Here is a 21,952-nt window from a genome sequence, read left to right on the forward strand (position 1 = left end):
CCGGACGGACCCCCACTCCCCCGACAGCTCACCGGTCACCTGGGACGCCGGTGTGCAGCACCATCCCCGAGCTCGACCCGACCCGACCCGACCCGAGAGGACGGTCCCGATGAGGCCACCTGACCTGCCAGAGCACGACTGGGCGGCCCTGCGCGCGGCCGCCATCGCGGTGATGCGCAACGCATACGTGCCGTACACCGACTTCCCCGTGGGAGCCGCGGCGCTGGTGGACGACGGCCGGACCGTCGTCGGGTGCAACGTCGGCAACGTCTCCTACGGCCTCGCCCTGTGCGCCGAGTGCGGCCTGGTCTCCAGCCTCCACGCATCGGGAGGCGGGCGGTTGGTCGCGTTCGTCTGCGTCGACAGGCACGGCGACCTGCTGATGCCGTGTGGTCGGTGCCGGCAGCTGCTGCTCGAGCACGGGGGTCCCGGTCTCCTGGTCCTCACCCCGGACGGCCCCGAGACCATGGACGTCCTGCTGCCGCGTGCGTTCGACAAGCAGGCCCTGGACCCGGCCCAGCACGGTGTCTCGCGCCCGTAGCGCGCGGGCCCGACGTCCGGCCCGAGCACGCCTGCTGCCCGCGCCGGCGTGGACGGAGGAAGGGGTCGAACCGGACTATCGGTTCACGCTCGCCAACGAACGCACGTTCCTGGCGTGGCTGCGCACCGCCCTGGCCATGATGGCCGGCGCCCTCGCCGTCACGCAGCTCCTCCCCCCGTTCGCGCTGCGCGGCCTGATCAGCTCCCTCCTGGCCGCCGCCGGGTGCCTGCTCAGCGCAGGTGCGTACCTCCGTTGGGTCGCCAACCAGCGCGCGATGCGCGGCGGCCGACCGCTACCGCACACGCCGGCCCTCCTCGTCCTGTCCGCGACCCTGAGCCTGATCGGCGTGGTGAGTCTCGTCGTCACCCTCGTGTCGGCTCCGTGAGGCCGGAGTGACCTCCACACCCCCGGGGACGGCGGGTCTGGCGCGCGAGCGGACGAGCCTGGCGCGCACGCGTACCGCGCTCGGCGCGACGACCTTGGCGGCCGTGAGCCTCCACACCGCCGTCTCCGAGAACGACGTGCTCCACGCGCTCGCCGCGCTCGCGTGGTCCGCCTTCGCCCTGTCCCTCCTCGTGCCCGCCTCGGTATGGCGAGGGCCGTGCGCCCGGCTGCGGGTCGTCATGGCGACCGCCTCGGCAGCCGCCACGGGGGCGTCGCTCCTGACGTTGGCCGCGAACCTCTCCTGAGCCGACGGGGACGAGCTCGTCAGAACCCGTTCACGGACCGACGCGACCGAGCACGAGCGGACCGGGCCGAGCATCCGCATCGGCCGTGGAGATCGTGGCGGCGTCGGCGAGCGCGTCGAGGCCGTGCGACAGCCTAGCCTCGTCGTCGGCGAGGACCGTGAACAGCGGCTCGCCGGCCCGGATCCGGTCACCGGGTCGGGCGTGCCAGATGACGCCGGCCGCCGCGGCGACGGGGTCCTCCTTACGCGCGCGACCGGCCCCGAGCCGCCACGCGGCGAGGCCGACGCCCATGGCATCGAGCCTGGTGAGGACACCGGACCTGTCCGCCGTGACCTGGTGGTCGAAGCGGGCCGTCGGCAGCGGCGCGTCAGGGTTGCCGCCCTGGGCGCTGATCATGCGCCGCCAGCAGTCCATGGCGGAGCCGTCGGCGAGCTTGTCGGCCGGGTCGACGTCGTCGCGACCGACGGCCGCCAGCATCTCCCGCGCGAGGGCGAGGGTGAGCTCGACGACGTCCTGCGGTCCCCCGCCCGCGAGCACGTCCACGGACTCCTGGACCTCGATGGCGTTGCCCGCCGTGTACCCGAGCGGTGTGCTCATGTCCGTCAGCAGGGCACTCGTCCGGACGCCCGCGTCGGTACCGATGTCGACCATCGTGCGAGCCAGCTCCTGCGCGTCCTCCCAGGTCTTCATGAAGGCGCCCGCGCCGACCTTCACGTCCAGGACCAGGGCGCTCGTGCCCTCGGCGATCTTCTTGCTCATGATGGACGACGCGATGAGCGGGATCGCCTCGACCGTGCCGGTCACGTCGCGCAGGGCGTACAGCAGCTTGTCGGCAGGCGCCAGCTCGTCACCGGCCGCGCAGATGACGGCGCCGACCTCGCCGAGCTGAGCGAGCATCTCGGCGTTCGTCAGGTTGGCCCGCCACCCGGGAACGGACTCCAGCTTGTCGAGGGTGCCGCCGGTGTGACCGAGTCCGCGGCCGGCCAGCTGGGGAACGGCGACGCCGCACGCGGCGACCAGCGGAGCGAGCGGAAGGGTGATCTTGTCCCCCACACCTCCGGTCGAGTGCTTGTCCACGGTCTTGACCGGCAACGAGTCGAAGGACAGGCGACTCCCAGATCCGATCATCGCGCGGGTCCAGGCGACGAGCTCCCCTCTCGTCATGCCGCGGAAGTACACGGCCATGGCCAAGGCGGACATCTGCTCCTCGGCGACGACACCCCGGGTGTAGGCGTCGATGATCCATCCGATCTGGCCCTCGGTCAGCTCGAGACCGTCCCGCTTGGCGCGGATCACCTCGACAGCGTCGTGCACGGTTCCTCCATCTGCATCGTTGTTCCCCACTCCCCGGACCCGACGGCTCGGGTGGTCCGCCCGCACAGCACCGCAGGCCCGGGCCGGCGACGGCGTTGCCGGCCGGGAGCGCGGGTGCTCTCTCGGGAGAGCAGCAGCCTGTGAAAGTAGCCGCGTCCTCGACGTACGTCAAGCGCTTGACTTGACCAAGCGCCGAGCCCCGGAGGCGCCCGACCCGAGCGATGGCGCCGCCCGAGGGGTGGTGCGGCTCGAGCGCCACGACCGCGGGCGTCGTGAGGATGGTCGAAGACGTAGCGCAGGACCGTCGCGGCGTGCTCCTGGTCCGGGTCGGCCCAGGTGGCGCCGGCCGGGTACGGGTCGGCCCCGGCCGGAGACGTACGGGCTGGTCGCGGTGTCGTCGGTGGCCAGGGGGCGGGCCGAGGAGCCGTCGCCGTTGGACAACCAGACGTTGTGGGACTTGATGAAGACCAGGGTCCCGGCGGTGCCGGCCCGCTGGGCCGACGCGCTCGATGCGGCATCGACAGCACCACACCCGAGGGGCGCGAGGACGGCGGCCAGGGCGGTCACCGTGACCAGAGTGATGGGACGAGGTGCGGACAAACGGAACTCCCGGAGGTACGGCTTCGACGTCAGGTGGGACCGGGCTCGGCCACGGCGCCGGGAGCATGCGGGATCTCGACGGGAGCGCCCGCCGGCAACCGCGCGCCGACCGCGAGTGTGTAGAGCGTGTCCTCCAGCTCCACCTCGATCCTCGAGACCACCCCGCGTGCAGTACGCCGTCCGGCGTGTCGATGACGGTCGGCTCGGCCGGCTCCAGCTCGCGCTGCAGGTCGGTGTCGCGATGCCGGAGGACGAACGTCGTTCCGCGGACCAGCGGCCGCGGCGAATCGACCTCGAACCTCAGCGCACCGCCGGGGAGGGCATCGCGGGCGACCTCGACCTGCGCGGTCGCCGCATGCGATGCAACCGAACGCGACGCCCGTGCGTAGAGCCTCGGAACCCCTGCACCTCAGAACGAGAGCGAGACCGCCGTGCACCCCATCCGCCTGACCCTGGCCTTGATCGTGGGCCTGCCCCTCGCCGGGCTCGTCGCCGACGGGGCGGCCGCCGCCCCCGACACCGGCTGGGTCGAAGGGGTCGCGCTCGACCGCACCGGCGCGCCGATCGCCGGAGCACTGGTCAACGTGCTCGGGCCGGCCGAGGTGCCGGAGATCGGCCTCGTGCCAGATCGCACCGACCGGCGCACGACGACGGCCGCCAACGGCACCTTCCGGGTCCGCCAGGCGGAGGGCGGCTACCTCGTGCAGGTCTGCACGCCCGACCCGGAGGTGCCGGTGGCGTGCCGCGAGACCACGAACGGTGCTCGCTTCGCGATCACCTACGTAGGCGGCAGCGGCACCACCGACAGCTGGGTGCTCCAGCAGTCACTGCTGCCGACCACCACGACCGACCGCAACCTCGGCGTCGTGACGGTGAAGCCGCTCGCGCGGGTCTCCGGCACCCTCGCCGGCGCACGCAAGGGCGAGGAGGTCCGGCTGATGCGGCTCAACGACACGCCTGCCTTCCGCTCCTGGACCGACGCGCAGGGTCGCTACTCCTTCGACGGCGTCGTCCCCGGGCGCTACTACCTCGCCGCCGGTGGCACCGGGGAGCTGCCGTGGTCGTCGGCGCCGGTGGACCTGGTGGCCGACGAGACCCGGAGGGTCGACGGCGCCCTCGAGCCGGGTGCGGTGCTGCACGGGCGTCTCGTGGCCAGCCGGGGCCGGGTCGCCGGCACCGAGGTGCTGGTGACCCGCCGCGGCCACGGCCCGGTCGCGTCCGCGGTCGTCGGTCGCGACGGCCGTTTCGAAGTCGGCGGCCTGGTGCCGGGTCGCTACGTCGTGGGCATCCCACGGCCCGGCGACACGTGGGCTCCTCACTCGGTGAGGGTCCGCATCACCCGGCCCGGACAGGTCGTGCGTCCCGTCGTACGCGTGCGGCCCGGTGCCACCGTGGTCGTCGACCTGCGTGAGGGCGGCCGCCCCGCAGCGAACGTCGTCGCGGAGCTGCGGAACCGGCACGGTCGACCGGTGGTGGTCGGTGCGAGCGACGACCACGGGCGGCTGACCTTCACGGGCCTTCCGCGGGGCCGGTGGACCGTCGTCGCGGCAGGGGCGAAGCGCTTCGGGATGGCCAAGGTCTCGAGCTCGGCGCGGTCCCGCCCGTCGGCGCTCACCCTCGACCGGCCCTACCTCACGCTGACCGGACGTACGGCTCCTCGGGCCGTGGTCGAGGCCACGACGGGTGACTTCTGCCCGCCCGATCGCGCGTACACGTACGGCGCGTTCCAGCAGATCGTGGCCGCCGATGCCCAGGGCCGCTACCGGATCAAGCGCCTGGTGCCGGGTCGGTACATGCTCGGTGCCGACGGGTGGCCGGGGACCTACGCGCCGCGCTGCTGGTCGGGCGTCGACATCCGGAAGGACACGACGCGCAGGCTCCCGCTTCGGGCGGGCATCGCGGCCACGGGCCGGCTCGTGTACGCCGGCACGACGGACCCGGTGATCACGCCGCTCAGCTACGAGCTCTTCCACCGCCCCGGCAGTGCGGTCAACCCGACCGACGAGCACCCTGCCCGCGCCCGTACGGTCGGCGCCACAGGCACCTTCCAGATCCGTCGCCTGACGCCCGGGGTCACCGTGACCGGCCGCCTGGCCCGGGAGGCCGGCGAGGGCATCAACGACGAGTCGTTCTTCGTGACGTTCCCGTACCAGGACGGCACGCCGTACTGGCTCGACACGGAGGTGCGCCCACTGGCGGTGCCGACCAGGGGCACCCTGGCGCTGGGTGACATCGCCGTCACCGTCCACGGTCGGTAGGAGGTCGGCCATCGAGCGGATCGACGTCGAGCTGGGCGCCTGAGCGGAGGCGGTCAGAGCCAGGACTGGGCCAGGAGGTCGGCGAACAGGTCGATCTCCCGGGTCCGGTCCTGGCTCTCGTCGAAGAGCGGCGAGATCGCCAGGCCGTCACCGAACGCGATGACCAGGGTGGCCCGGCGGGTCTGCTCGCCCCGCTCCTGGCGACGGCCGGTCCGTGCTGACATGCGGCGATTCTCCCACCTGCAGAGCCGCCGAAGATCCGGGGCGGCCTGCCGAGTCGCCTCGGTGCAGGTCGCTCGACGACTCAGCCCAGCGGACCGGTTCACCGAGGAGGACCCCGATGGCTCCGTGGGGCGTCGCGCGACGACGAAGATGCCGATGGTCGTGCGCGGAAGACCGGGGCTCATCGGTCATCCCGGTCATAGGAGCCGGGCACGCGACGTCGGCCGAGAGTCGGACATCGGTCACCTCTCACCCGAGCGCGCTCTCCATCTCGACGCAGAGGTCGCGCACGCAGTCCTCGAGAGGCTCACCGGTCTGCCGATGCAGGAGTCCGAGGCTGAGTTCGGCGACCAGCAGCGCTCCGCCCGCGAGCTCGCCCTCGCTCTCGAAGGTGCGCATCAGCTCCCGGGCGCCGTCCGCGTCTCCCCGACCCCGCGCAGCGACGATGCCCGCGACGCGCTGGGCGGCCGAGACGACGGGGGCGAGCTGGTCGTGGCGGTCGCCGCGCTCCGCGGTCACAGGATCAGTCCCGGCGTCCGCGTGCGCGCCTTCTCGAACCGCTCCTGCACGTCCGCCCAGTTGACGATGTTCCACCACTGCTTCACGAAGGTCGCCTTGTCGTTGCGGTACTGCAGGTAGTACGCGTGCTCCCACATGTCGAGCATCAGCAGCGGGACCATGCAGATCGGCACGTTCCCCTGGTGATCGAAGTGCTGGATGACATACGGCCGCTGGCCGACCATGTCCCAGGTCAGCACCGACCAGCCCGAACCCTGCACGCCGAGCGCATTGGCCTCGAAGTGGGCGCGGAACCTGTCGAAGCCGCCGAAGTACTCCTCGATCGCCTGGGCCAGCTCACCGGTCGGCTTGTCACCGCCGTCGGGCGACATGTTCGGCCAGAACACCGAGTGGTTGACGTGTCCGCCGAGATGGAAGGCCAGGTTCTTCTCCAGCGTCGACAGGCTGCCGAACGACTCCTGGTCCCGCGCCTCGGCAAGCTGGGCGACCGCGGTGTTGATGCCGTTGACGTAGGTGTTGTGGTGCTTGTCGTGGTGGAGCTCCATGATCTCGCCGGAGATGTACGGCTCGAGAGCGGCGTAGTCGTACGGCAGGTCGGGGAGCGAGTAGTCAGCCATATCGCCACTCTCTCGCTATTGCGAAGAGTTTGCAATAGTTTGAATCGCCGCCACGCTGCACCGCCCGCCGTCGCCGCAGCACGCGGCACTGGTCGCGAACACGTGCTGCACAGACTCGTGGGCCGGCGGGACAGTCGTCCCACCGGCCCACGTGGCCCTCGATACCCGCCGTCGCTCCCGCGACTGCGCCTTCTCGCGGATCTTGCTCAGGCGAGCTTGGGATCCCAGGGCCCGGTGGTGCGGGAGCGCACCGGCATGGTCGAGGGGATCGGGGACTGCGTCTCCGGGTCGTAGTTCTCGGCCGTGCCGCCCCAGTCGATCCAGGTGTCGGTCGAGTAGAGGTTCACCAGGACGCCGTCGCAGCGCAGGATCCAAACGGTCTCTTCGAGAGTCTCGTAGTGGCCGTGCTTGATCCAGGCCGGCCGGAAGGCGTACGTGCCGGCCGTGGAGTCACCGTGGACGGACGCAGTGCGGCCCGAGAGAGTGAAGAACTCCTCGAACACGGGGTGGTGAGGCAGTCGGGGCTCGGCCCAGCCCTTCGGCGCCTTGATGAGGCGGGTGTAGAAGTCGGTCTCCTTGTCGTGGTGCAGCATCTTGATGTAGAGCGGCGCCATCGGCCCCGGGGTGCGCTCGAGAGTGGAGGTCCACTCCAGCAGGTGCGGGTTGGTGATCGTCACCTCGCCCCGGGCGTCCGCAGCGCGATCACCACCGAGGTCGAACGTGCTCGGGCCGTACTCCCGCCAGTGCAGGATGCGCGAGCCCGCGGCGATCTTCAGCTCGGCCATCGGCACACCCTTCGGGACATGGAGGTACTCCCACTCGCCCAGCCTCTGCCCGTCGTACTCCATCGAGCCCTCGACGACGAAGAACTCGGTGTCCGCGTGCGGCACGCCCGCGCCGCGCGACCAGTCCGTCGCGAAGGACAGCATGAGCGAGCACGAGCCGTCCTCCTCGTCGACGGAGAACCGCTGCTCCAGGACGTCGCCCTGGCCGCCCGGCAGCTCGGCCGGGTGCCAGACGTAGTCAGCCTCATGAATCATCTCGACATGCGCGCGCACAGCGCCTCCTAGGGGTTTGTATTTCCGATACATTCTGTATCGCAAATGTGAGGGCAACCCTAGGGTCACGACCTTTACGATGCAAGATGTATCGTTAAATTCATGGTGCGCGTCGGACGACCCAGCGGCCCCGCCGAGGCCACGACCGAGGTGGTGCTCCGCGCTGCGCTCACGCTCCTGCTCGAGGAGGGGGGCGCCGCGCTCACGCCACAGCGGCTCCACCAGCTCACGTCGGTGTCCCGCGCGACGATCTATCGGCACTGGCCGACACCGACCGACGTACTGGCCGCCCTGATCGACGTCGCCCCGGACCCCGAGCGGCCGCTCACCGGCGACCCGGTGCGCGACGTCCACGCCGAGGTCGACGCGCTGTGCGACCGCCTGCACGAGAAGCCTGTCGCCACGTTCCTGCAGGCCCTGGTGGCGATGGCAGCTACGGACCCGGCCGCCGTGGAGCTACGGCAACGCTACGTCGATGGCCTGATCGCGCCGTTCTACCGCGCCCTCAGCGGCGCCGACCTCCCGCCCACCGAGGCCAAGGACGCCGTCGCCGCGATCGTCTCGCCACTGCTGGTCGACGCGCTGCTGCTCGACCGGCCCGCGGCACGCGTCCGGGCCCACCGCGTCGTGGACCTCCACGTCAGGCCCAGCTCGGCGCGGCAAGAAGCAGATCCGGCGTCCTCGCACGGCAGGCCCGGCCGCGAGTAGGCGGACATGTCGCCTCCCTCGGTGCGGCAGCGCGCTTGCGGCAACGAAGGAGCTCGACCCGTCGCCAGGTCTGGCGCCAGGTTTTTCGTCGTACCTGACCTGAGTGTCGCGCCACCCCGGATCGAGAGCAGCCTCGTCAGGTGCGCGAGTCGCCTTCCGTCGGGAGACGACGGCATGTCGGTCCGTCGCAGGGTCGCATGCCTGACGACGACCCATGGCACGGTCTGAGGCACAGGACTCGAACGCCTTCCCGCCGCGCTCGTGTCGACGGGGCAACTCCCGCCGCACCGACCTCAGAAATGCACTCAGGCGGGCCGATGTGGGCCCGCCTGAGTGATGGTTCCGTTCAGAACCTTCGGTGGAGCTGAGGGGACTCGAACCCCTGACCCTCTGCATGCCATGCAGATGCGCTACCAGCTGCGCCACAGCCCCGTCGTCGCTGCCCCGGAGTACGGGGTGACAACTCGCGGAATACTAGCCAACGGACTCGCCGGATGCGAAATCGGGGCCGGTCCGCGGTCAGGCCGTGCGGTTGTAGGCGAGCAGCCGCAGCCGGCCGCCGGGCTCGGCCTCGTCGAACTCGGCCCAGGCGCAGTTGGCGATGCCGTGTAGGGCGGACCCCGCGGCGACCGGCCAGCCGAGCAGCATCGGTACGGCGTCGCGGATCGCGGCGCCGTGGGAGACCGCGACGGCCGTCTCCCCCGGGGCGATCGAGGCGAGCAGGTCGCGCAGGGCCGCGACCATCCGGCCCGCCACCTGCTCGGTCGTCTCGCCGCCGGGGATCAGGCTGTAGTCGCCGACCCGGAAGGCGGCGAACTCATCGGGGGCGAGGGCGGCGTACTCGTCGTGGGTCAGGCCTTGCCGGTCGGCGAGGAAGTACTCGCGCAGCCGGGGGTCGTACGTCGGGTCGAGCCCGGTCTCCTTCGCGACGTACGCCGCGGTCTCCCGGGCGCGGGCGCTGTCGGAGGACCACAGTGCCGCCGGGCGCATCGCGGCGATCACCGGCGCGACCGCGGCGGCCTGGCGGTGCCCGGTGTCGTCGATCTCGACGTCGCTCTGGCCCTGCAGCCGGCGCGCGGCGTTCCAGGCCGTGCGGCCGTGCCGCAGCAGCACCAGGCGCCGGGCCGGTTCAGTCATGCGAGACGACGTCGGCGGGCAGCTCGATCGTGGGGCAGTCGCGCCAGAGCCGCTCGAGGGCGTAGAACTGGCGCTCCTCCTCGTGCTGGATGTGCACGACGATCTCGCCGTAGTCGATGAGCACCCAGCGGCCGTCGCGCTCGCCCTCGCGGCGGATCGGCTTGGCGCCGATCTCGCGGAGCTTGTCCTCGACCTCGTCGACGATGGCCTTGACCTGCCGGTCGTTGCTGGCCGAGGCGAGCAGGAAGGCGTCGGTGATCGCCAGCTGGTCGCTCACGTCGAAGGCCACGATCTGCTGGGCGAGCTTCTCCGACGCCGCACGGGCGGCGGCGCGCACGAGCTCGAGGGCGTGCTCGGTGGCGGTCAAGACTGATCCTTCGGGTAGAGGTGGTGCTTGGCGATGTACTGGACGACGCCGTCGGGCACGAGGTACCAGACCGGCTCGCCGCGGCGGGTCCGCTCCCGGCAGTCGGTCGAGGAGATCGCCAGCGCGGGGATCTCGACCATCGTCACCCGGTCGGCGGGGATCGCGCCGAGGGTGGCGTCGTCCATCGTGTAGCCGGGCCGGGTGCAGCCGACGAACTGGGCCAGCGCGAAGAGCTCCTCCGGGTGCCGCCAGGTGAAGATGTCGGCCAGCGCATCGGCCCCGGTGATGAAGTAGAGCTCGGCGTCCGGCAGCTGCGTGTGCAGGTCGCGCAGCGTGTCGATCGTGTACGTCGGACCGCGCCGGTCGATGTCGACCCGGGAGACCGTGAACCGCGGGTTGGACGCGGTGGCGATCACCGTCATCAGGTAGCGGTGCTCGGCCGGGGTCACCACCCGGTCGGACTTCTGCCACGGATCGCCGGTCGGCACGAAGACGACCTCGTCGAGGTCGAACCACGCCTGGACCTCCGACGCGGCCACCAGGTGACCGTGGTGGATGGGGTCGAAGGTGCCGCCCATCACCCCCACCCGCCGACGCGGGTGGGAGCCGGGGTCGGCGATCTGCCCGGTCGTCAGCTGTGCTCTCGTCCGGCGCCGAAGAAGATCAGCCCGAGCAGCAGCGCCATCAGGAAGGCGAGGGTGACGCCACCGACGAGCCAGTGGTTGGGCACGTTCTCGTTGATGTGCTCCTCGGCCGCGAGGGCGACGACGTACGCGTTCAGCATGACCGACAGCCTACCGGGCTCACCGGACGTGTCCGTCGCCGGTGACGACGTACTTGGTCGACGTCATCTCGGGCAGCCCCATCGGGCCCCGGGCGTGCAGCTTCTGGGTGCTGATCCCGATCTCCGCACCGAAGCCGAACTCACCCCCGTCGGTGAACCGCGTCGACGCGTTCACCAGCACCGCCGCGGAGTCCACGGCGGCCGTGAACCGCCGGGCGGCGCCGAGGTCCTCGGTCACGATCGCGTCGGTGTGCTGGCTCGAGAACCGCCGGATGTGCTCGATGGCCGCGTCCAGGTCGGGTACGACGGCCGCGGACATGTCGAGCGAGAGGTACTCCGCCGCGTGGTCCTCGTCGGTGGCCGCCACGACTCCCTCGTGGGCCTGGAACGCCGCGTCGCCGTGGATGGTCACCCCGGCGTCCTGGAGGGCGGCGACCACCAGCGGGACGAAGCTGTCGACGAGGTCGGCGTGCACCAGCAGCGACTCGGCCGAGTTGCAGACGCTGGTGCGGTGCGTCTTGGCGTTGAGCACGATCGCGAGCGCCTTGTCGAGGTCGGCGGCCCGGTCGACGTACACGTGGCAGTTGCCGACGCCGGTCTCGATCACGGGCACGGTCGACTCCTCGACCACGGACCGGATCAGGCCCGCTCCCCCGCGCGGGATCAGCACGTCGACGTGGCCGCGGGCCCGCATCAGGGCCTTGACGCTCTCGTGGCTGTCGCCGGGCACCAGCTGCACCACATCGGGGTCGAGGTCGGCGTCCCCCACCGCGGTCCGGAGCGCGGCGACGATCGCGGCGTTGCTCGACCGGGCGCTGGAGCTGCCCCGGAGCAGCACCGCATTGCCCGACTTGAGGCAGATGCCGGCGGCATCGGCGGTGACGTTGGGACGCGCCTCGTAGATCATCCCGACCACGCCGAACGGCACCCGCACCTGGCGCAGCTCGAGCCCGTTGGCGAGCGTGCTCCCGCGCACGACCTCACCGACCGGGTCGGGCAGGTCCGCGACGTCGCGCAGGCCCTGGGCCATGGCGGCGAGGCGGTCCGGGGTGAGCCGGAGTCGGTCGACGATGTTCGGCGGCGTGCCGGCCGTCTCGGCGCGCGCCACGTCCTCGTCGTTGGCGGCGAGGATCTCGGCCTGGTGGGCGAGGAGGGAGTCCGCCATCGCGTGCAGCGCGCGGTCCTTCTCGGCCCGGGTCGCGAGCGCGAGGCCGTGGCTCGCCGCGCGGGCCCGCTCGGCGACGGCGAGCACGTCCTGCTGGGTGTTCATGCCATCGAGGGTAGTTCCATGCGACCCGGACGCCGGCTCCGTCTTGCCGGTCAGGCAACCAAAGCGGCCCGACCCGCGTCGTACGCTCGTCCAACTCGTTCGGGGGAAGGTAAGTCCATGCTCCGCTCCTCTCGCGCGGGCGCGCTTCTCGCGTCGCTCGCACTCGCCGGGTCCGCGCTCGCCGTCGTCGAGCCCGCGCTCGCGCAGCCCGCCGTGGCCGAGGCCTCGGCCCGGGTCGCCGCCGCGCCGTTCACGCTCTGGGCGCCCAAGCAGGTGACGGCCTACTCCTACCGCGGGCGCACCTGGACCGACCTCGGGCTGCGGGCCGTCGCCCAGGGCGCGCCGTTCGAGCTGTGGTCGACGCGGGCGTCGTACGCCGAGAGGATCCGCACCGTCTGGCGCTCCCCCGCCGGTGACGTCGCGCTGCCGACCGGCTCGATGACGGACTTCTCCGGGCTCGGCGGCTTCCTGCGGGTCACCATCGAGCCGCGGCACGGCAAGGCGATCGTGCTGAAGCGGAAGGTCTGCCTCAACGGCTGGTCGGAGCGGGTGCAGCCGAACGCCGACCCGAGCTCGCCGTACCCCGCTGGCTGCTGGAACAACCCCTTCAGCATCGGCTCCGTGCAGGGCATCCAGCAGGGCTGGGCGACGACGCTGCTCACCGCCGGGCGGCCGCTGCGCATCGGGCCGGGCCGCTACACGGTCAAGGTCCGGGTGGCGCGGTCGTACGCCGAGGCGTTCGGCCTCTCGACGGCCGACGCGAGCCGCACCGTGCGGCTGACGGTGAAGGACGAGGAGGCGATCGAGGACGAGGCCGGTCACGGCCACGCCCGCCGGCCGGCGCGACCCGCCCGACCCACCGCTCCGACCGGGCCCGCGCAGCGCCCCGACGGCCCGACCCCCGACCTGCGCGCGCTGCCGGCCTGGGGCATCTCGCTGTCGAGGAACAGCAGGTACCTGCGCTTCTCCGCCACCGTCTGGAACGGCGGCGACAGCCCGCTGGTGGTCGACGGCTTCCGGCAGCGCGGCGCGGACCTGATGGACGCCTACCAGTACTTCTTCGACGGCGCCGGCAACCAGACCGGCTACGCCCCCGTCGGCCGGCTGCACTGGGACGCCAAGCCGTCGCACCAGCACTGGCACTTCGAGGACTTCGCCCGCTACACGCTGCTGCGCAAGGACCGGACCGAGGCGGCGGTGTCGAAGAAGGAGGCCTTCTGCCTGGCCAACACCGACGCGATCGACCTGACCGTCCCCAACGCGCTGTGGAAGCCCGAGAACACCGACCTGGCCACGTCGTGCGGCGACCAGTCGTCGCTGAGCATCCGCGAGGTGCTCGCCTCCGGCTGGGGCGACACCTACACCCAGATGCGCGCCGGCCAGTCCTTCCGCGTCGACCACCTGCCCAACGGCGTCTACTACGTCTCGGTGACCGCGAACCCCGACGGCAACCTGGTCGAGACCACCACCGGCAACAACGTCGCCCTGCGCAGGATCCGCCTCGGCGGCACCCGCACGGAGCGGACGGTCGAGGTCGCCCAGGTCGGCATCGTCGACGACGAGTCGTACGGCGGCACCGGCTGACTGGCGTCGAGACACCAGAAATGGCTCCCGGGATCACCTCCCGGGAGCCATTCTGAGTGTCTCGACGGCGCAGCTCGCGCCGGACGATCAGCCCTTGCGCTTGACGATCTGCTCGGTCGCGGCGGGCAGGACCGTGTGCAGGTCGCCCACGACGCCGAAGTCGACGAGCTCGAAGATCGGAGCCTCCTCGTCCTTGTTGACGGCCACGATCGTCTTCGAGGTCTGCATGCCGGCCCGGTGCTGGATCGCGCCGGAGATGCCGTTGGCGACGTAGAGCTGCGGGGAGACGGTCTTGCCGGTCTGGCCCACCTGGAAGCTGTGCGGCATCCAGCCCGAGTCGACCGCGGCCCGTGAGGCGCCGACGGCGGCGCCGAGCGCGTCGGCGAGCGCCTCGACCGGCTCGAAGTTGCCGCCGGTGCCGCGGCCACCGGAGACCACGATCGCGGCCTCGGTGAGCTCGGGGCGACCGGTCGCCTGACGCGGCTGCGAGGCCACGATCTGCGCCTTCTTGGCGGCGTCGGAGATCGTCGCGGCGAACTCCACGACCGCACCCGCCCCCGCCGACTCCTCCGGAGCCGCGGAGTTGGGCTTGACGGTGATGATCGGGGTGCCCTTCGTGACCTTGCCGGTCAGGGTGAAGTTGCCGGCGAACACGCTCTGGGTGGCGACACCGTCGGCGGTGACGTCGACGGCGTCGGTGATCAGGCCCGACTCGATCTTGATCGCGAGGCGGGCGCCGATCTCCTTGCCCTCCGCGGAGGACGGGATCAGGATCGCGGCAAGCCCCCCGTTGCCGAGCGCCTGCACGGCGATCTGCTGGAGCACCTCCGCCTTCGGAGCCACCAGGTAGTCCTTGATCTGCGCGTCGTCGACGACGTAGACCTTCTCGGCGCCGTACTGCGTCACCTTCTCGGTGACCTCGCCGGCCCGCGCGGCCGGGCCGATGAAGACGGCCGAGGGCTCACCGAGGCGCCTGGCGATCGTGAGGAGCTCGTACGTCGGCTTGCGCACCGCGCCGTCGACGTGGTCGATCAGGACGAGAACTTCAGACATCAGACGCTCCTCAGATGAACTTCTTCGAGGCGAGGAACTCGGTCAACGCCGTGGCGCCCGAGCCGTCCTCGTCCTTGACGATCTCGCCGGCGGTGCGCGGCGGACGGGCGGTGGTGTCCTCGACCGTGGTCCACGCCGCGGCCAGGCCGACCTGCCCCGCGTCGACCCCGAGGTCGCCCAGCGACCAGGTCTCCAACGGCTTCTTCTTCGCGGCCATGATGCCCTTGAACGACGGGTAGCGGGCCTCGCCCGACTGGTCGGTCACCGAGAGCACCAGCGGCATCGTGCCGCCGATCACCTCGGTCGCGGTGTCGCCGTCGCGCTTGACCCGCACCTGGTCACCCTGCGTCTCCACGACGGAGGCGAGCGTGACCTGCGGCAGGCCGAGGCGCTCGGCCAGCATCGCCGGCACCACGCCGCCGGAGGCGTCGGTCGACGCCATCCCGCACATCACCACGTCCGGACTCCCGGAGTCCGCGGCGATCTTCTCGATCGCCTTCGCCAGCACCAGCGACGTCGCGACGTAGTCCGAGCCCGCGATCGCCTCGTCGCTCACGTGGACGGCCTTGTCGGCCCCCATCTGGAGCGCCTTGCGCACCGCGTCGACCGCCTTCTCGGGGCCGATGGTCAGCGCGGTGACCACGGTCTCCGTGCCCTCGCCGGCCTTCTCCTTCAGCTGGAGCGCCTGCTCCACGGCGTACTCGTCGAGCTCGGAGAGCAGCCCGTCGACGCCGACGCGGTCCACGGTGTTGTCCGACTCGAACTGCCGGTCGGCAGTGGCGTCGGGGACGTACTTCACACAGACGACAATGTTCATGGTGGTGTGGCCGGGACGGCCCCTCCTGTGTCCGATTCCGAGGGCACCGCGCAGCGACGCACCTCAATCCAGGGATGTGGTCGTGAGGCTACCGTCGCGTACCACGGGCCGAAACCGGCGACAGGGTCGGCTTCGTCACAGCCGCGCTGTCAAGCTCGGCCCGAGCTCCCGTCGGGCCGGGCGCAGGTCAGGGCCGGACGATCCGCTCCAGGATCCGTCCGACGACCAGGTAGGCGACCGCGCCGAGGCCCCAGTTGGCCAGCGCGCTCTTGGTCGCCGCGTCGGCCCCCTCGAAGGTGAAGATGCCGTTGTCGCGGGAGAAGACCCCCAGGTCGATGGCGTCGGCGGCGTCGAGGACGAACGAGACGAGCGCGTTGTCCTGGTTCGCGTCCAGGGCGATCAGCAGGGCACCGGTGGCGAGGAACAGCGCACAGACCACCGCGACCAGCCAGATCACCTGGGCCAGGCGCGCGCGCACCGCGACGCCGGCGCCACCGCCCCTTCTCCGCTCCGCCACGTCCGTTCCCATCTGCCTCACCCCTTCGTCGAGGCGACGATCCCCATCCTGACCCATCGGCAAACGGTCAGCGACCCACGAACGCCGCCTTCCCGGGTCCGTTCGCCACGAAGGACTCCATGCCGATCGTGCGGTCCTCGGTCGCGAACAGCGCCGCGAACTGCTGCCGCTCGATCTCCAGCCCGGTCTCGAGGTCGACCTCGCTCCCCCGGTCGATCGACTCCTTGGCCGCCCGGACGGCGTACGACGCGGCGCCCGCGAACTGCTTCGCCCACGCGACGGCCTCGCCGTACACCGCGTCCGCGGCGACGACCCGGTCGACCAGGCCGATCTCGAGCGCCTCGTCGGCCTGGACGAAGCGGCCGGTAAAGATCAGGTCCTTGGCCTTGCTCGGGCCGACCAGGCGGGTCAGCCGCTGGGTGCCGCCGGCGCCGGGGATGATGCCGAGCAGGATCTCGGGCTGGCCGAGCACGGCGTCCTCCGCCGCGAAGCGCACGTCGGCGCACAGCGCCAGCTCGCAGCCGCCGCCGAGGGCATAGCCGGTGACCGCGGCGACGACCGGCTTGGGGATCCGCGCGACGGCGCCGAACGACGACTGCAGCGCGCCGGACCGCTTCACCATGTCCGTGTAGGACATGTCGGCCATCTCCTTGATGTCGGCGCCCGCCGCGAAGACCCGCTCGCCGCCATAGATGACGACGGCCTTGACGTCGTCGCGCTCGGTGGCCTCCAGGGCCGCGGCGCGGATCTCCTCCTGGACCTGCACGTTGAGGGCGTTCATCTTCGGCCGGTCCAGCCGGATCGTCCCGACCCCGTCGGCCACCTCCAGTCGCACGAACTCGCCCATCACGCACCTCGCCTCTCGGTCTGCGGCTGCCCGCCGCTGTTGTCCACGTCCGCTCTCGGGCATTGTGCCGTGATCGGGAACAATGGCGAGCGTGACCCCTGGACTCTGGCGCAGCCGCGGTGAGCGCGCGCCGGTCTGGCCCGGCCGCAGCTGGCCCCTCGGGTCGACGTGGTCGGCGGAGGCCACCAACTTCGCGGTGCACGCCCCGCGCGCCACCGCCGCCTGGGTCTGCCTCTTCAACGACGAGGGCGGCGAACAGCGGCACCGGCTCACCGAGCAGACGCTCGGCATCTGGCACGGAGCGATCCCGGACGTCGGACCGGGCACCCGCTACGGCTACCGAGTCGCCGGGCCCTGGGACCCCGAGCAGGGACTGCGGTTCAACCCGAACAAGCTGCTGCTCGACCCGTTCGCCCGTGCCGTCTCCGGCGACCTGACCGTGGACCCCGCCATCTTCGGCTACGACCTGGACGAGCCGGCGGCGATGGACACGCGCGACTCCGCGCCGTACGTCCAGCGCAGCGTGGTCGTCGACGACCGCTTCGACTGGGGCGAGGACCGGCCGCTGCGCTACCGGTGGCGCGACAGCGTCATCTACGAGATGCACGTGAAGGGCATGACCCAGCTGCACGACCGGGTGCCCGAGGAGCTGCGCGGGACGTACGCCGGGCTCGCCACGCCCGCGGTGACCGGCTACCTCCGCGACCTCGGCGTCACCGCGGTCGAGCTGCTGCCGGTGCACCAGTTCGTCTCCGAGCCGGCGCTGACGGAGCGCGGCCTGACCAACTACTGGGGCTACAACTCGATCGGCTACTTCGCCCCGCACCACGCCTACTCCTCCGCCGGCGACCGCGGGCAGCAGGTCACCGAGTTCAAGCAGATGGTCAAGGGGCTGCACGGGGCCGGCATCGAGGTGATCCTCGACGTCGTCTACAACCACACCGCCGAGGCGGGGCCGCTCGGGCCGACCCTGTCCTTCCGGGGCCTCGACGACCGCGGCTTCTACTGCCGGGGCGGCGACGGTGCACCGGGGGCGCCCTTCCAGGACACCTACTGGGATGTGACCGGCTGCGGCAACACCGTCGACGCGTCGAACCCCTTCGCGCTGCGGCTGATCCTCGACTCCCTGCGCTACTGGGTCACCGAGATGCACGTCGACGGCTTCCGCTTCGACCTGATGTCGGCCCTGACCCGGGTGCACCACCGGGTCGACATGAACAACCACCTGCTGATGGCGATCGGCCAGGATCCCGTGCTGCGGCACGTGAAGCTGATCGCCGAGCCGTGGGACGCCTCGATGGACGGCTACCGCGTGGGCGAGTTCCCGCCGCCGTGGGTGGAGTGGAACGACCAGTACCGCGACGAGCTCCGCGACTTCTGGCGCAACCACACCTCGGGCATCCGCACCGTCGCGACCCGGCTGGCCGGCTCCTCCGACCTCTACCTGGACGACGGGCGCTCGCCGTACGCCTCGGTCAACTTCGTCACCGCCCATGACGGGTTCACGCTGCGCGACCTGGTGACGTACGAGCGGAAGCACAACGAGGCGAACGGCGAGGACAACCGCGACGGCACCGACAACAACCGCTCGTGGAACCACGGGTTCGAGGGCGAGACCGACGACCCGGCGCTGCTCGGCGTACGCCGACGGCAGGCGGCCAACATGATGGCGACGCTGTGCCTCTCGAACGGTGTCCCGATGATCACCGCGGGCGACGAGCGTGGACGCACCCAGGGCGGCAACAACAACGCCTACGCCCAGGACAACGAGACCTCGTGGATCGACTGGCGCCCCGACGACGCCTGGCTCGACGTGTACGAGATCACCAAGACCGCGCTCCGGCTGCGGCGCGAGCACCCGGCGCTGCGACAGCGGCACTGGTTCGAGGGGCGACCCACGATCCGCGGCGGCCCCAAGGACCTGGCCTGGCTGCACCCCTCCGGCCGCGAGATGACCGGCGACGACTGGCACGACCCGAACCTGCGCGCGATCGGCATGTTCGTCTCCGGCGCGCCGCTGCGCTCCCCCGGCCCCCGCGGCGAGCAGCAGGTGGACCGGTCCTTCATGCTCTGGTTCAACTCCGACTGGCTGCCCCAGCGCATCACGCTCCCCGAGAACGACTGGGTGCAGACCGGCGAGGTGGTGCTCTCCACCGACGTCCGACTCCCGGTCGGCACCCACGTCGAGGCCGGCGACCGGATCGCCGTCGGCCGCCGTACCGTCGTCGTCCTCCGCGAGGCCTGACCGCCGGCAGGTGGTTTCGAGGCTCGTCACTTCGAGGCTCGCAAGCTCGCACCTCAGTACAAGCGCTGGCGCTCCTCGCACCTCAACCACCGTGACGGTGGTTGAGGTGCGAGCGAAGCGAGCCTCGAAACCCCGTCTATGGGAGGGCGACGATGCCGAGCTCGGCGGGGGTGGCGAGGAGGTCGTTGCGGGGTACGACGCGGACGGTGTAGCCGAAGGAGCCGGAGCGGTCGAGCACGAGGTCGCCGTCGAAACGGTGCCGGCCGCCCTCGTAGGACTCGACGGGGTGCAGCGACTCGAGCGCGGTGTCCACGAGGTCGTCCTCGCCGGTGCTGCGCCCGTGGACCAGCTGGACGTCGACGTCCCCGGGCGTGAGGTCGCCCAGGGCGACGAACACTCGCACGCTCATCGTGTCGCCGACCTCGGGGGCGTCGCCGACCCCACTGCTCTCCACGTGCTCGACGCGGACGCCGGGCCAGCCGGCGCGCACCCGCCGCTTCCACGCGGCGAGCTCGACGGCCCCGGCGTAGTCGGAGTTGAGCAGACGCCCGGTGGTCGCGGCCGGCGTGTAGAGCTGGCGGACGTAGTCGCTGACCATCCGGGTGGCGAGCACCTTCGGGCCGAGCGACTTCAGCGTGTGCCGGACCATCTCGATCCAACGGGTCGGCACGCCGTCGGCGTCGACGTCGTAGAAGCGCGGCGCGACCTCGTTCTCGATCAGGTCGTAGAGCGCGGCCGCCTCGAGGTCGTCGCGGTGGTCGACGTCCTCGACGCCGTCGGCCGTGGGGATCGCCCAGCCGTTGTCGCCGTCGTACCACTCGTCCCACCAGCCGTCGAGCACCGACAGGTTCAGGCCGCCGTTGAGCGCGGCCTTCATGCCCGAGGTGCCGCACGCCTCGTAGGGGCGCAGCGGGTTGTTCAGCCAGACGTCGCAGCCGGGGTAGAGCGGCTGCGCCATCGCGATGTCGTAGTTGGGCAGGAACACGATGCGGTGCCGGATCGCGGGGTCGTCGGAGAGCCGCACGATGTCCTGGATCAGCTTCTTGCCGCCGTCGTCGGCGGGGTGCGCCTTGCCGGCGATCACCAGCTGCACGGGCCGCTCGGGGTGCAGCAGCAGGCTCCTGAGCCGCTCGGGGTCGCGCATCATCAGCGTCAGCCGCTTGTACGACGCGGCGCGCCGCGCGAAGCCGATCGTGAGCACGTCGGGGTCGAGGGCCGACTCGATCCAGCCCAGCTCGGCGCGGGCCGAGCCACGCTTCTCCCACGACCGGGCCAGGCGCCGGCGGGCCTCCTGCACGAGCCGCTCGCGCAGCTGTCGCTTGACCGCCCACATCTCGCTGCCCGGCACCTTGTCGGCCGCCGCCCAGAAGGCGTCGGTGTCGTCGCTGTCGGGGTCGGCGCCCTGGCTGGCCGCCAGCGCGATCACCTCGCGGCCGACCCAGGTCGGGGCGTGCACGCCGTTGGTGATCGAGGTGATCGGCACCTCGGCCTCGTCGAAGGCGGGCCACAGGCCGCTGAACATGCCCCGGCTGACGTGCCCGTGCAGCCGGGAGACGCCGTTGGCACGCTGCGCCAGCCGGAAGCCCATGACCGCCATGTTGAAGACGCCCGGGTCGCCGCCGTCGTAGTCCTCGGCGCCGAGCGCGAGCAGCCGGTCGACCGGGACGCCCGGGGTGGCGCCGGCGTCGCTGAAGTACTGCTCGACCAGCGTGCGCGGGAAGCGGTCGATGCCGGCCGGCACCGGGGTGTGGGTGGTGAAGACCGTGGACGCGCGGCCGACCTCGAGCGCGGTGTCGAAGTCGAGGCGCGGGCCGCCTTCGGCGACCGTCAGCTCGCGGATCCGCTCGACCCCGAGGAAGCCGGCGTGGCCCTCGTTGGTGTGGAAGACCTCCGGCGCCGGGTGCCCGGTGATCCGCGAGTAGACGCGCAGCGCCCGCACGCCGCCGACGCCGAGGAGCAGCTCCTGGCGCAGGCGGTGCTCGCTGGTGCCGCCGTACAGGCGGTCGGTCACGTCACGGTAGTGGTCGGGGTTGCCCTCGATGTCGGTGTCGAGCATCAGCAGCGGCACCCGGCCGACGCTCACGACCCAGATGCGGGCGAGCAGCTCGGGCCCGTCGGGCAGCGCGATGCTGATCGTCGCGCGCTCGCCGTTCGGCTCGCGCAGCAGCGAGATCGGCAGCCCGTCGGGGTCGAGGACCGGGTACGTCTCCTGCTGCCAGCCCTCGCGCGAGAGCGACTGCTTGAAGTAGCCATGCCGGTAGAGCAGGCCGACGCCGACGATCGGTACGCCGAGGTCGCTCGCGGCCTTGAGGTGGTCGCCGGCCAGGATGCCGAGCCCACCGGAGTACTGCGGCAGCACCGCGGTGATGCCGAACTCCGGCGAGAAGTAGGCGATCGCCTCCGGGCCGTCCACGCCCGCGGCCCGGCGCCGCTGGTACCACCGGTCGCCGGTCAGGTAGCGCTCCAGGTCGGCGTGGGCCGCTCCCAGTCGTGCGAGGAACGTCTCGTCGCCGGCCAACTGCTCCAGGCGCTGACGCCCGACGGCGCCGAGCAGCCCCACCGGATCGCGCCCGGTCGACTCCCACAGCTCGGCGTCGACGTCGGCGAAGACGTCTTGGGTCTCGGGGTGCCACGACCACCGGAGGTTGCCGGCGAGGTCCCCCAGCGCCGCGAGCGGCGGGGGCAGCACGGGGCGGACGGTAAATCGACGGATGGCGCGCACGGGTCGGACGTTACCCCGACATTCTTGGATCGTTCAAAGAGCCGGTCGGGTTTCGGCTGTCGGCAGCCAAGATCCGCACGACA

General features: G+C 71.6%; 22 protein-coding genes and 1 tRNA gene. 7 read left to right on the forward strand and 16 right to left on the reverse strand.

What is annotated here, in order from left to right; translation table 11 throughout:
* The first annotated feature begins 109 nt into the window (after positions 1 to 109).
* The 3 genes from KM427_RS17760 to KM427_RS17770 all read left to right on the forward strand — a co-directional run bounded on the left by KM427_RS17760 (position 110) and on the right by KM427_RS17770 (position 1,230).
* Positions 110 to 541: a cytidine deaminase gene (locus tag KM427_RS17760; RefSeq protein ID WP_215524766.1), complete on the forward strand. Its 432-nt coding sequence runs from the start codon at positions 110 to 112 to the stop codon at positions 539 to 541.
* Complete coding sequence (locus KM427_RS17765) at positions 525 to 926, forward strand: YidH family protein (RefSeq protein ID WP_252274621.1); 402 nt, start codon at positions 525 to 527, stop codon at positions 924 to 926. Before KM427_RS17760 ends, KM427_RS17765 begins: the two co-directional genes overlap by 17 nt.
* A gap of 103 nt (positions 927 to 1,029) precedes the next feature.
* The gene (locus tag KM427_RS17770; protein WP_215524767.1) at positions 1,030 to 1,230 is read left to right on the forward strand and encodes a hypothetical protein; all 201 of its coding nucleotides are present in this window, start codon (positions 1,030 to 1,032) and stop codon (positions 1,228 to 1,230) included.
* 30 nt (positions 1,231 to 1,260) lie between these two features.
* Here the strand turns inward: KM427_RS17770 and KM427_RS17775 are convergent, their stop codons facing one another.
* A complete protein-coding gene (locus KM427_RS17775) occupies positions 1,261 to 2,544 on the reverse strand; it encodes a thymidine phosphorylase (protein WP_215524768.1) in 1,284 nt (427 codons plus the stop codon).
* Positions 2,545 to 3,575: 1,031 nt separating this feature from the next.
* Here KM427_RS17775 and KM427_RS17780 point away from each other — a divergent pair.
* Positions 3,576 to 5,402, forward strand: a complete 1,827-nt coding sequence (locus KM427_RS17780; RefSeq protein ID WP_215524769.1) for an MSCRAMM family protein — start codon at positions 3,576 to 3,578, stop codon at positions 5,400 to 5,402.
* A gap of 53 nt (positions 5,403 to 5,455) precedes the next feature.
* On the opposite strand, the gene KM427_RS17785 is transcribed toward KM427_RS17780, so the two are convergent.
* From KM427_RS17785 to KM427_RS17800, 4 genes are all read right to left on the reverse strand, one after another.
* Positions 5,456 to 5,626, reverse strand: coding sequence for a hypothetical protein (locus KM427_RS17785; RefSeq protein ID WP_215524770.1), 171 nt, complete (start codon positions 5,624 to 5,626; stop codon positions 5,456 to 5,458).
* Positions 5,627 to 5,873: 247 nt separating this feature from the next.
* Entirely contained in the window at positions 5,874 to 6,143 is a 270-nt protein-coding gene (locus KM427_RS17790; protein WP_215524771.1) for a hypothetical protein, read from the reverse strand.
* Positions 6,140 to 6,760 (reverse strand): superoxide dismutase, encoded by a 621-nt coding sequence (locus KM427_RS17795; RefSeq protein WP_215524772.1) that lies wholly within the window; start codon positions 6,758 to 6,760, stop codon positions 6,140 to 6,142. The genes KM427_RS17790 and KM427_RS17795 overlap by 4 nt, the downstream gene beginning before the upstream one ends.
* Before the next feature lie 206 nt (positions 6,761 to 6,966).
* Positions 6,967 to 7,818, reverse strand: a complete 852-nt coding sequence (locus KM427_RS17800; protein ID WP_215524773.1) for a DUF4437 domain-containing protein — start codon at positions 7,816 to 7,818, stop codon at positions 6,967 to 6,969.
* Between the two features lie 102 nt (positions 7,819 to 7,920).
* Here KM427_RS17800 and KM427_RS17805 point away from each other — a divergent pair, with 102 nt between their 5' ends.
* On the forward strand, positions 7,921 to 8,526 hold the full coding sequence (locus KM427_RS17805; protein ID WP_215524774.1) for a TetR/AcrR family transcriptional regulator: 606 nt from the start codon (positions 7,921 to 7,923) through the stop codon (positions 8,524 to 8,526).
* 359 nt (positions 8,527 to 8,885) lie between these two features.
* On the opposite strand, the gene KM427_RS17810 is transcribed toward KM427_RS17805, so the two are convergent.
* From KM427_RS17810 to KM427_RS17835, 6 genes are all read right to left on the reverse strand, one after another.
* A tRNA-Ala gene (locus tag KM427_RS17810) sits at positions 8,886 to 8,958 on the reverse strand.
* A gap of 87 nt (positions 8,959 to 9,045) precedes the next feature.
* The gene (locus KM427_RS17815; RefSeq protein ID WP_215524775.1) at positions 9,046 to 9,663 is read right to left on the reverse strand and encodes a histidine phosphatase family protein; all 618 of its coding nucleotides are present in this window, start codon (positions 9,661 to 9,663) and stop codon (positions 9,046 to 9,048) included.
* Positions 9,656 to 10,030: a ribosome silencing factor gene (gene rsfS, locus KM427_RS17820; RefSeq protein ID WP_215524776.1), complete on the reverse strand. Its 375-nt coding sequence runs from the start codon at positions 10,028 to 10,030 to the stop codon at positions 9,656 to 9,658. Before rsfS ends, KM427_RS17815 begins: the two co-directional genes overlap by 8 nt.
* A complete protein-coding gene (nadD, locus tag KM427_RS17825) occupies positions 10,027 to 10,608 on the reverse strand; it encodes a nicotinate-nucleotide adenylyltransferase (RefSeq protein ID WP_246390638.1) in 582 nt (193 codons plus the stop codon). The genes rsfS and nadD overlap by 4 nt, the downstream gene beginning before the upstream one ends.
* A 53-nt stretch (positions 10,609 to 10,661) precedes the next feature.
* Positions 10,662 to 10,814, reverse strand: a complete 153-nt coding sequence (locus KM427_RS17830; RefSeq protein WP_183593476.1) for a hypothetical protein — start codon at positions 10,812 to 10,814, stop codon at positions 10,662 to 10,664.
* Positions 10,815 to 10,833: 19 nt separating this feature from the next.
* The gene (locus tag KM427_RS17835) at positions 10,834 to 12,084 is read right to left on the reverse strand and encodes a glutamate-5-semialdehyde dehydrogenase (protein ID WP_215524777.1); all 1,251 of its coding nucleotides are present in this window, start codon (positions 12,082 to 12,084) and stop codon (positions 10,834 to 10,836) included.
* 117 nt (positions 12,085 to 12,201) lie between these two features.
* On the opposite strand from KM427_RS17835, the gene KM427_RS17840 reads away from it, so the two are divergent.
* Entirely contained in the window at positions 12,202 to 13,668 is a 1,467-nt protein-coding gene (locus tag KM427_RS17840; RefSeq protein ID WP_215524778.1) for a lysyl oxidase family protein, read from the forward strand.
* Positions 13,669 to 13,755: 87 nt separating this feature from the next.
* Here the strand turns inward: KM427_RS17840 and KM427_RS17845 are convergent, their stop codons facing one another.
* The 4 genes from KM427_RS17845 to KM427_RS17860 all read right to left on the reverse strand — a co-directional run bounded on the left by KM427_RS17845 (position 13,756) and on the right by KM427_RS17860 (position 16,902).
* Complete coding sequence (locus KM427_RS17845) at positions 13,756 to 14,721, reverse strand: electron transfer flavoprotein subunit alpha/FixB family protein (RefSeq protein WP_215524779.1); 966 nt, start codon at positions 14,719 to 14,721, stop codon at positions 13,756 to 13,758.
* A 10-nt stretch (positions 14,722 to 14,731) separates the two neighbouring features.
* Positions 14,732 to 15,520, reverse strand: coding sequence for an electron transfer flavoprotein subunit beta/FixA family protein (locus KM427_RS17850; protein ID WP_252274623.1), 789 nt, complete (start codon positions 15,518 to 15,520; stop codon positions 14,732 to 14,734).
* 205 nt (positions 15,521 to 15,725) lie between these two features.
* Positions 15,726 to 16,067: a hypothetical protein gene (locus tag KM427_RS17855; protein WP_183593471.1), complete on the reverse strand. Its 342-nt coding sequence runs from the start codon at positions 16,065 to 16,067 to the stop codon at positions 15,726 to 15,728.
* Positions 16,068 to 16,122: 55 nt separating this feature from the next.
* Positions 16,123 to 16,902 (reverse strand): enoyl-CoA hydratase/isomerase family protein, encoded by a 780-nt coding sequence (locus tag KM427_RS17860; RefSeq protein WP_215527667.1) that lies wholly within the window; start codon positions 16,900 to 16,902, stop codon positions 16,123 to 16,125.
* 82 nt (positions 16,903 to 16,984) lie between these two features.
* Here KM427_RS17860 and glgX point away from each other — a divergent pair, with 82 nt between their 5' ends.
* Positions 16,985 to 19,147 carry a glycogen debranching protein GlgX gene (gene glgX / locus KM427_RS17865; protein WP_502887139.1) on the forward strand — a complete coding sequence of 721 codons (2,163 nt, stop codon included), beginning with the start codon at positions 16,985 to 16,987 and terminating at the stop codon, positions 19,145 to 19,147.
* Between the two features lie 136 nt (positions 19,148 to 19,283).
* Here glgX and glgP read toward each other — a convergent pair whose 3' ends face one another.
* Positions 19,284 to 21,869: an alpha-glucan family phosphorylase gene (gene glgP / locus KM427_RS17870; protein WP_215524781.1), complete on the reverse strand. Its 2,586-nt coding sequence runs from the start codon at positions 21,867 to 21,869 to the stop codon at positions 19,284 to 19,286.
* Positions 21,870 to 21,952: the final 83 nt, after the last annotated feature.

This window comes from Nocardioides sp. LMS-CY, assembly GCF_018732145.1.
Classification (GTDB): domain Bacteria; phylum Actinomycetota; class Actinomycetes; order Propionibacteriales; family Nocardioidaceae; genus Nocardioides; species Nocardioides soli.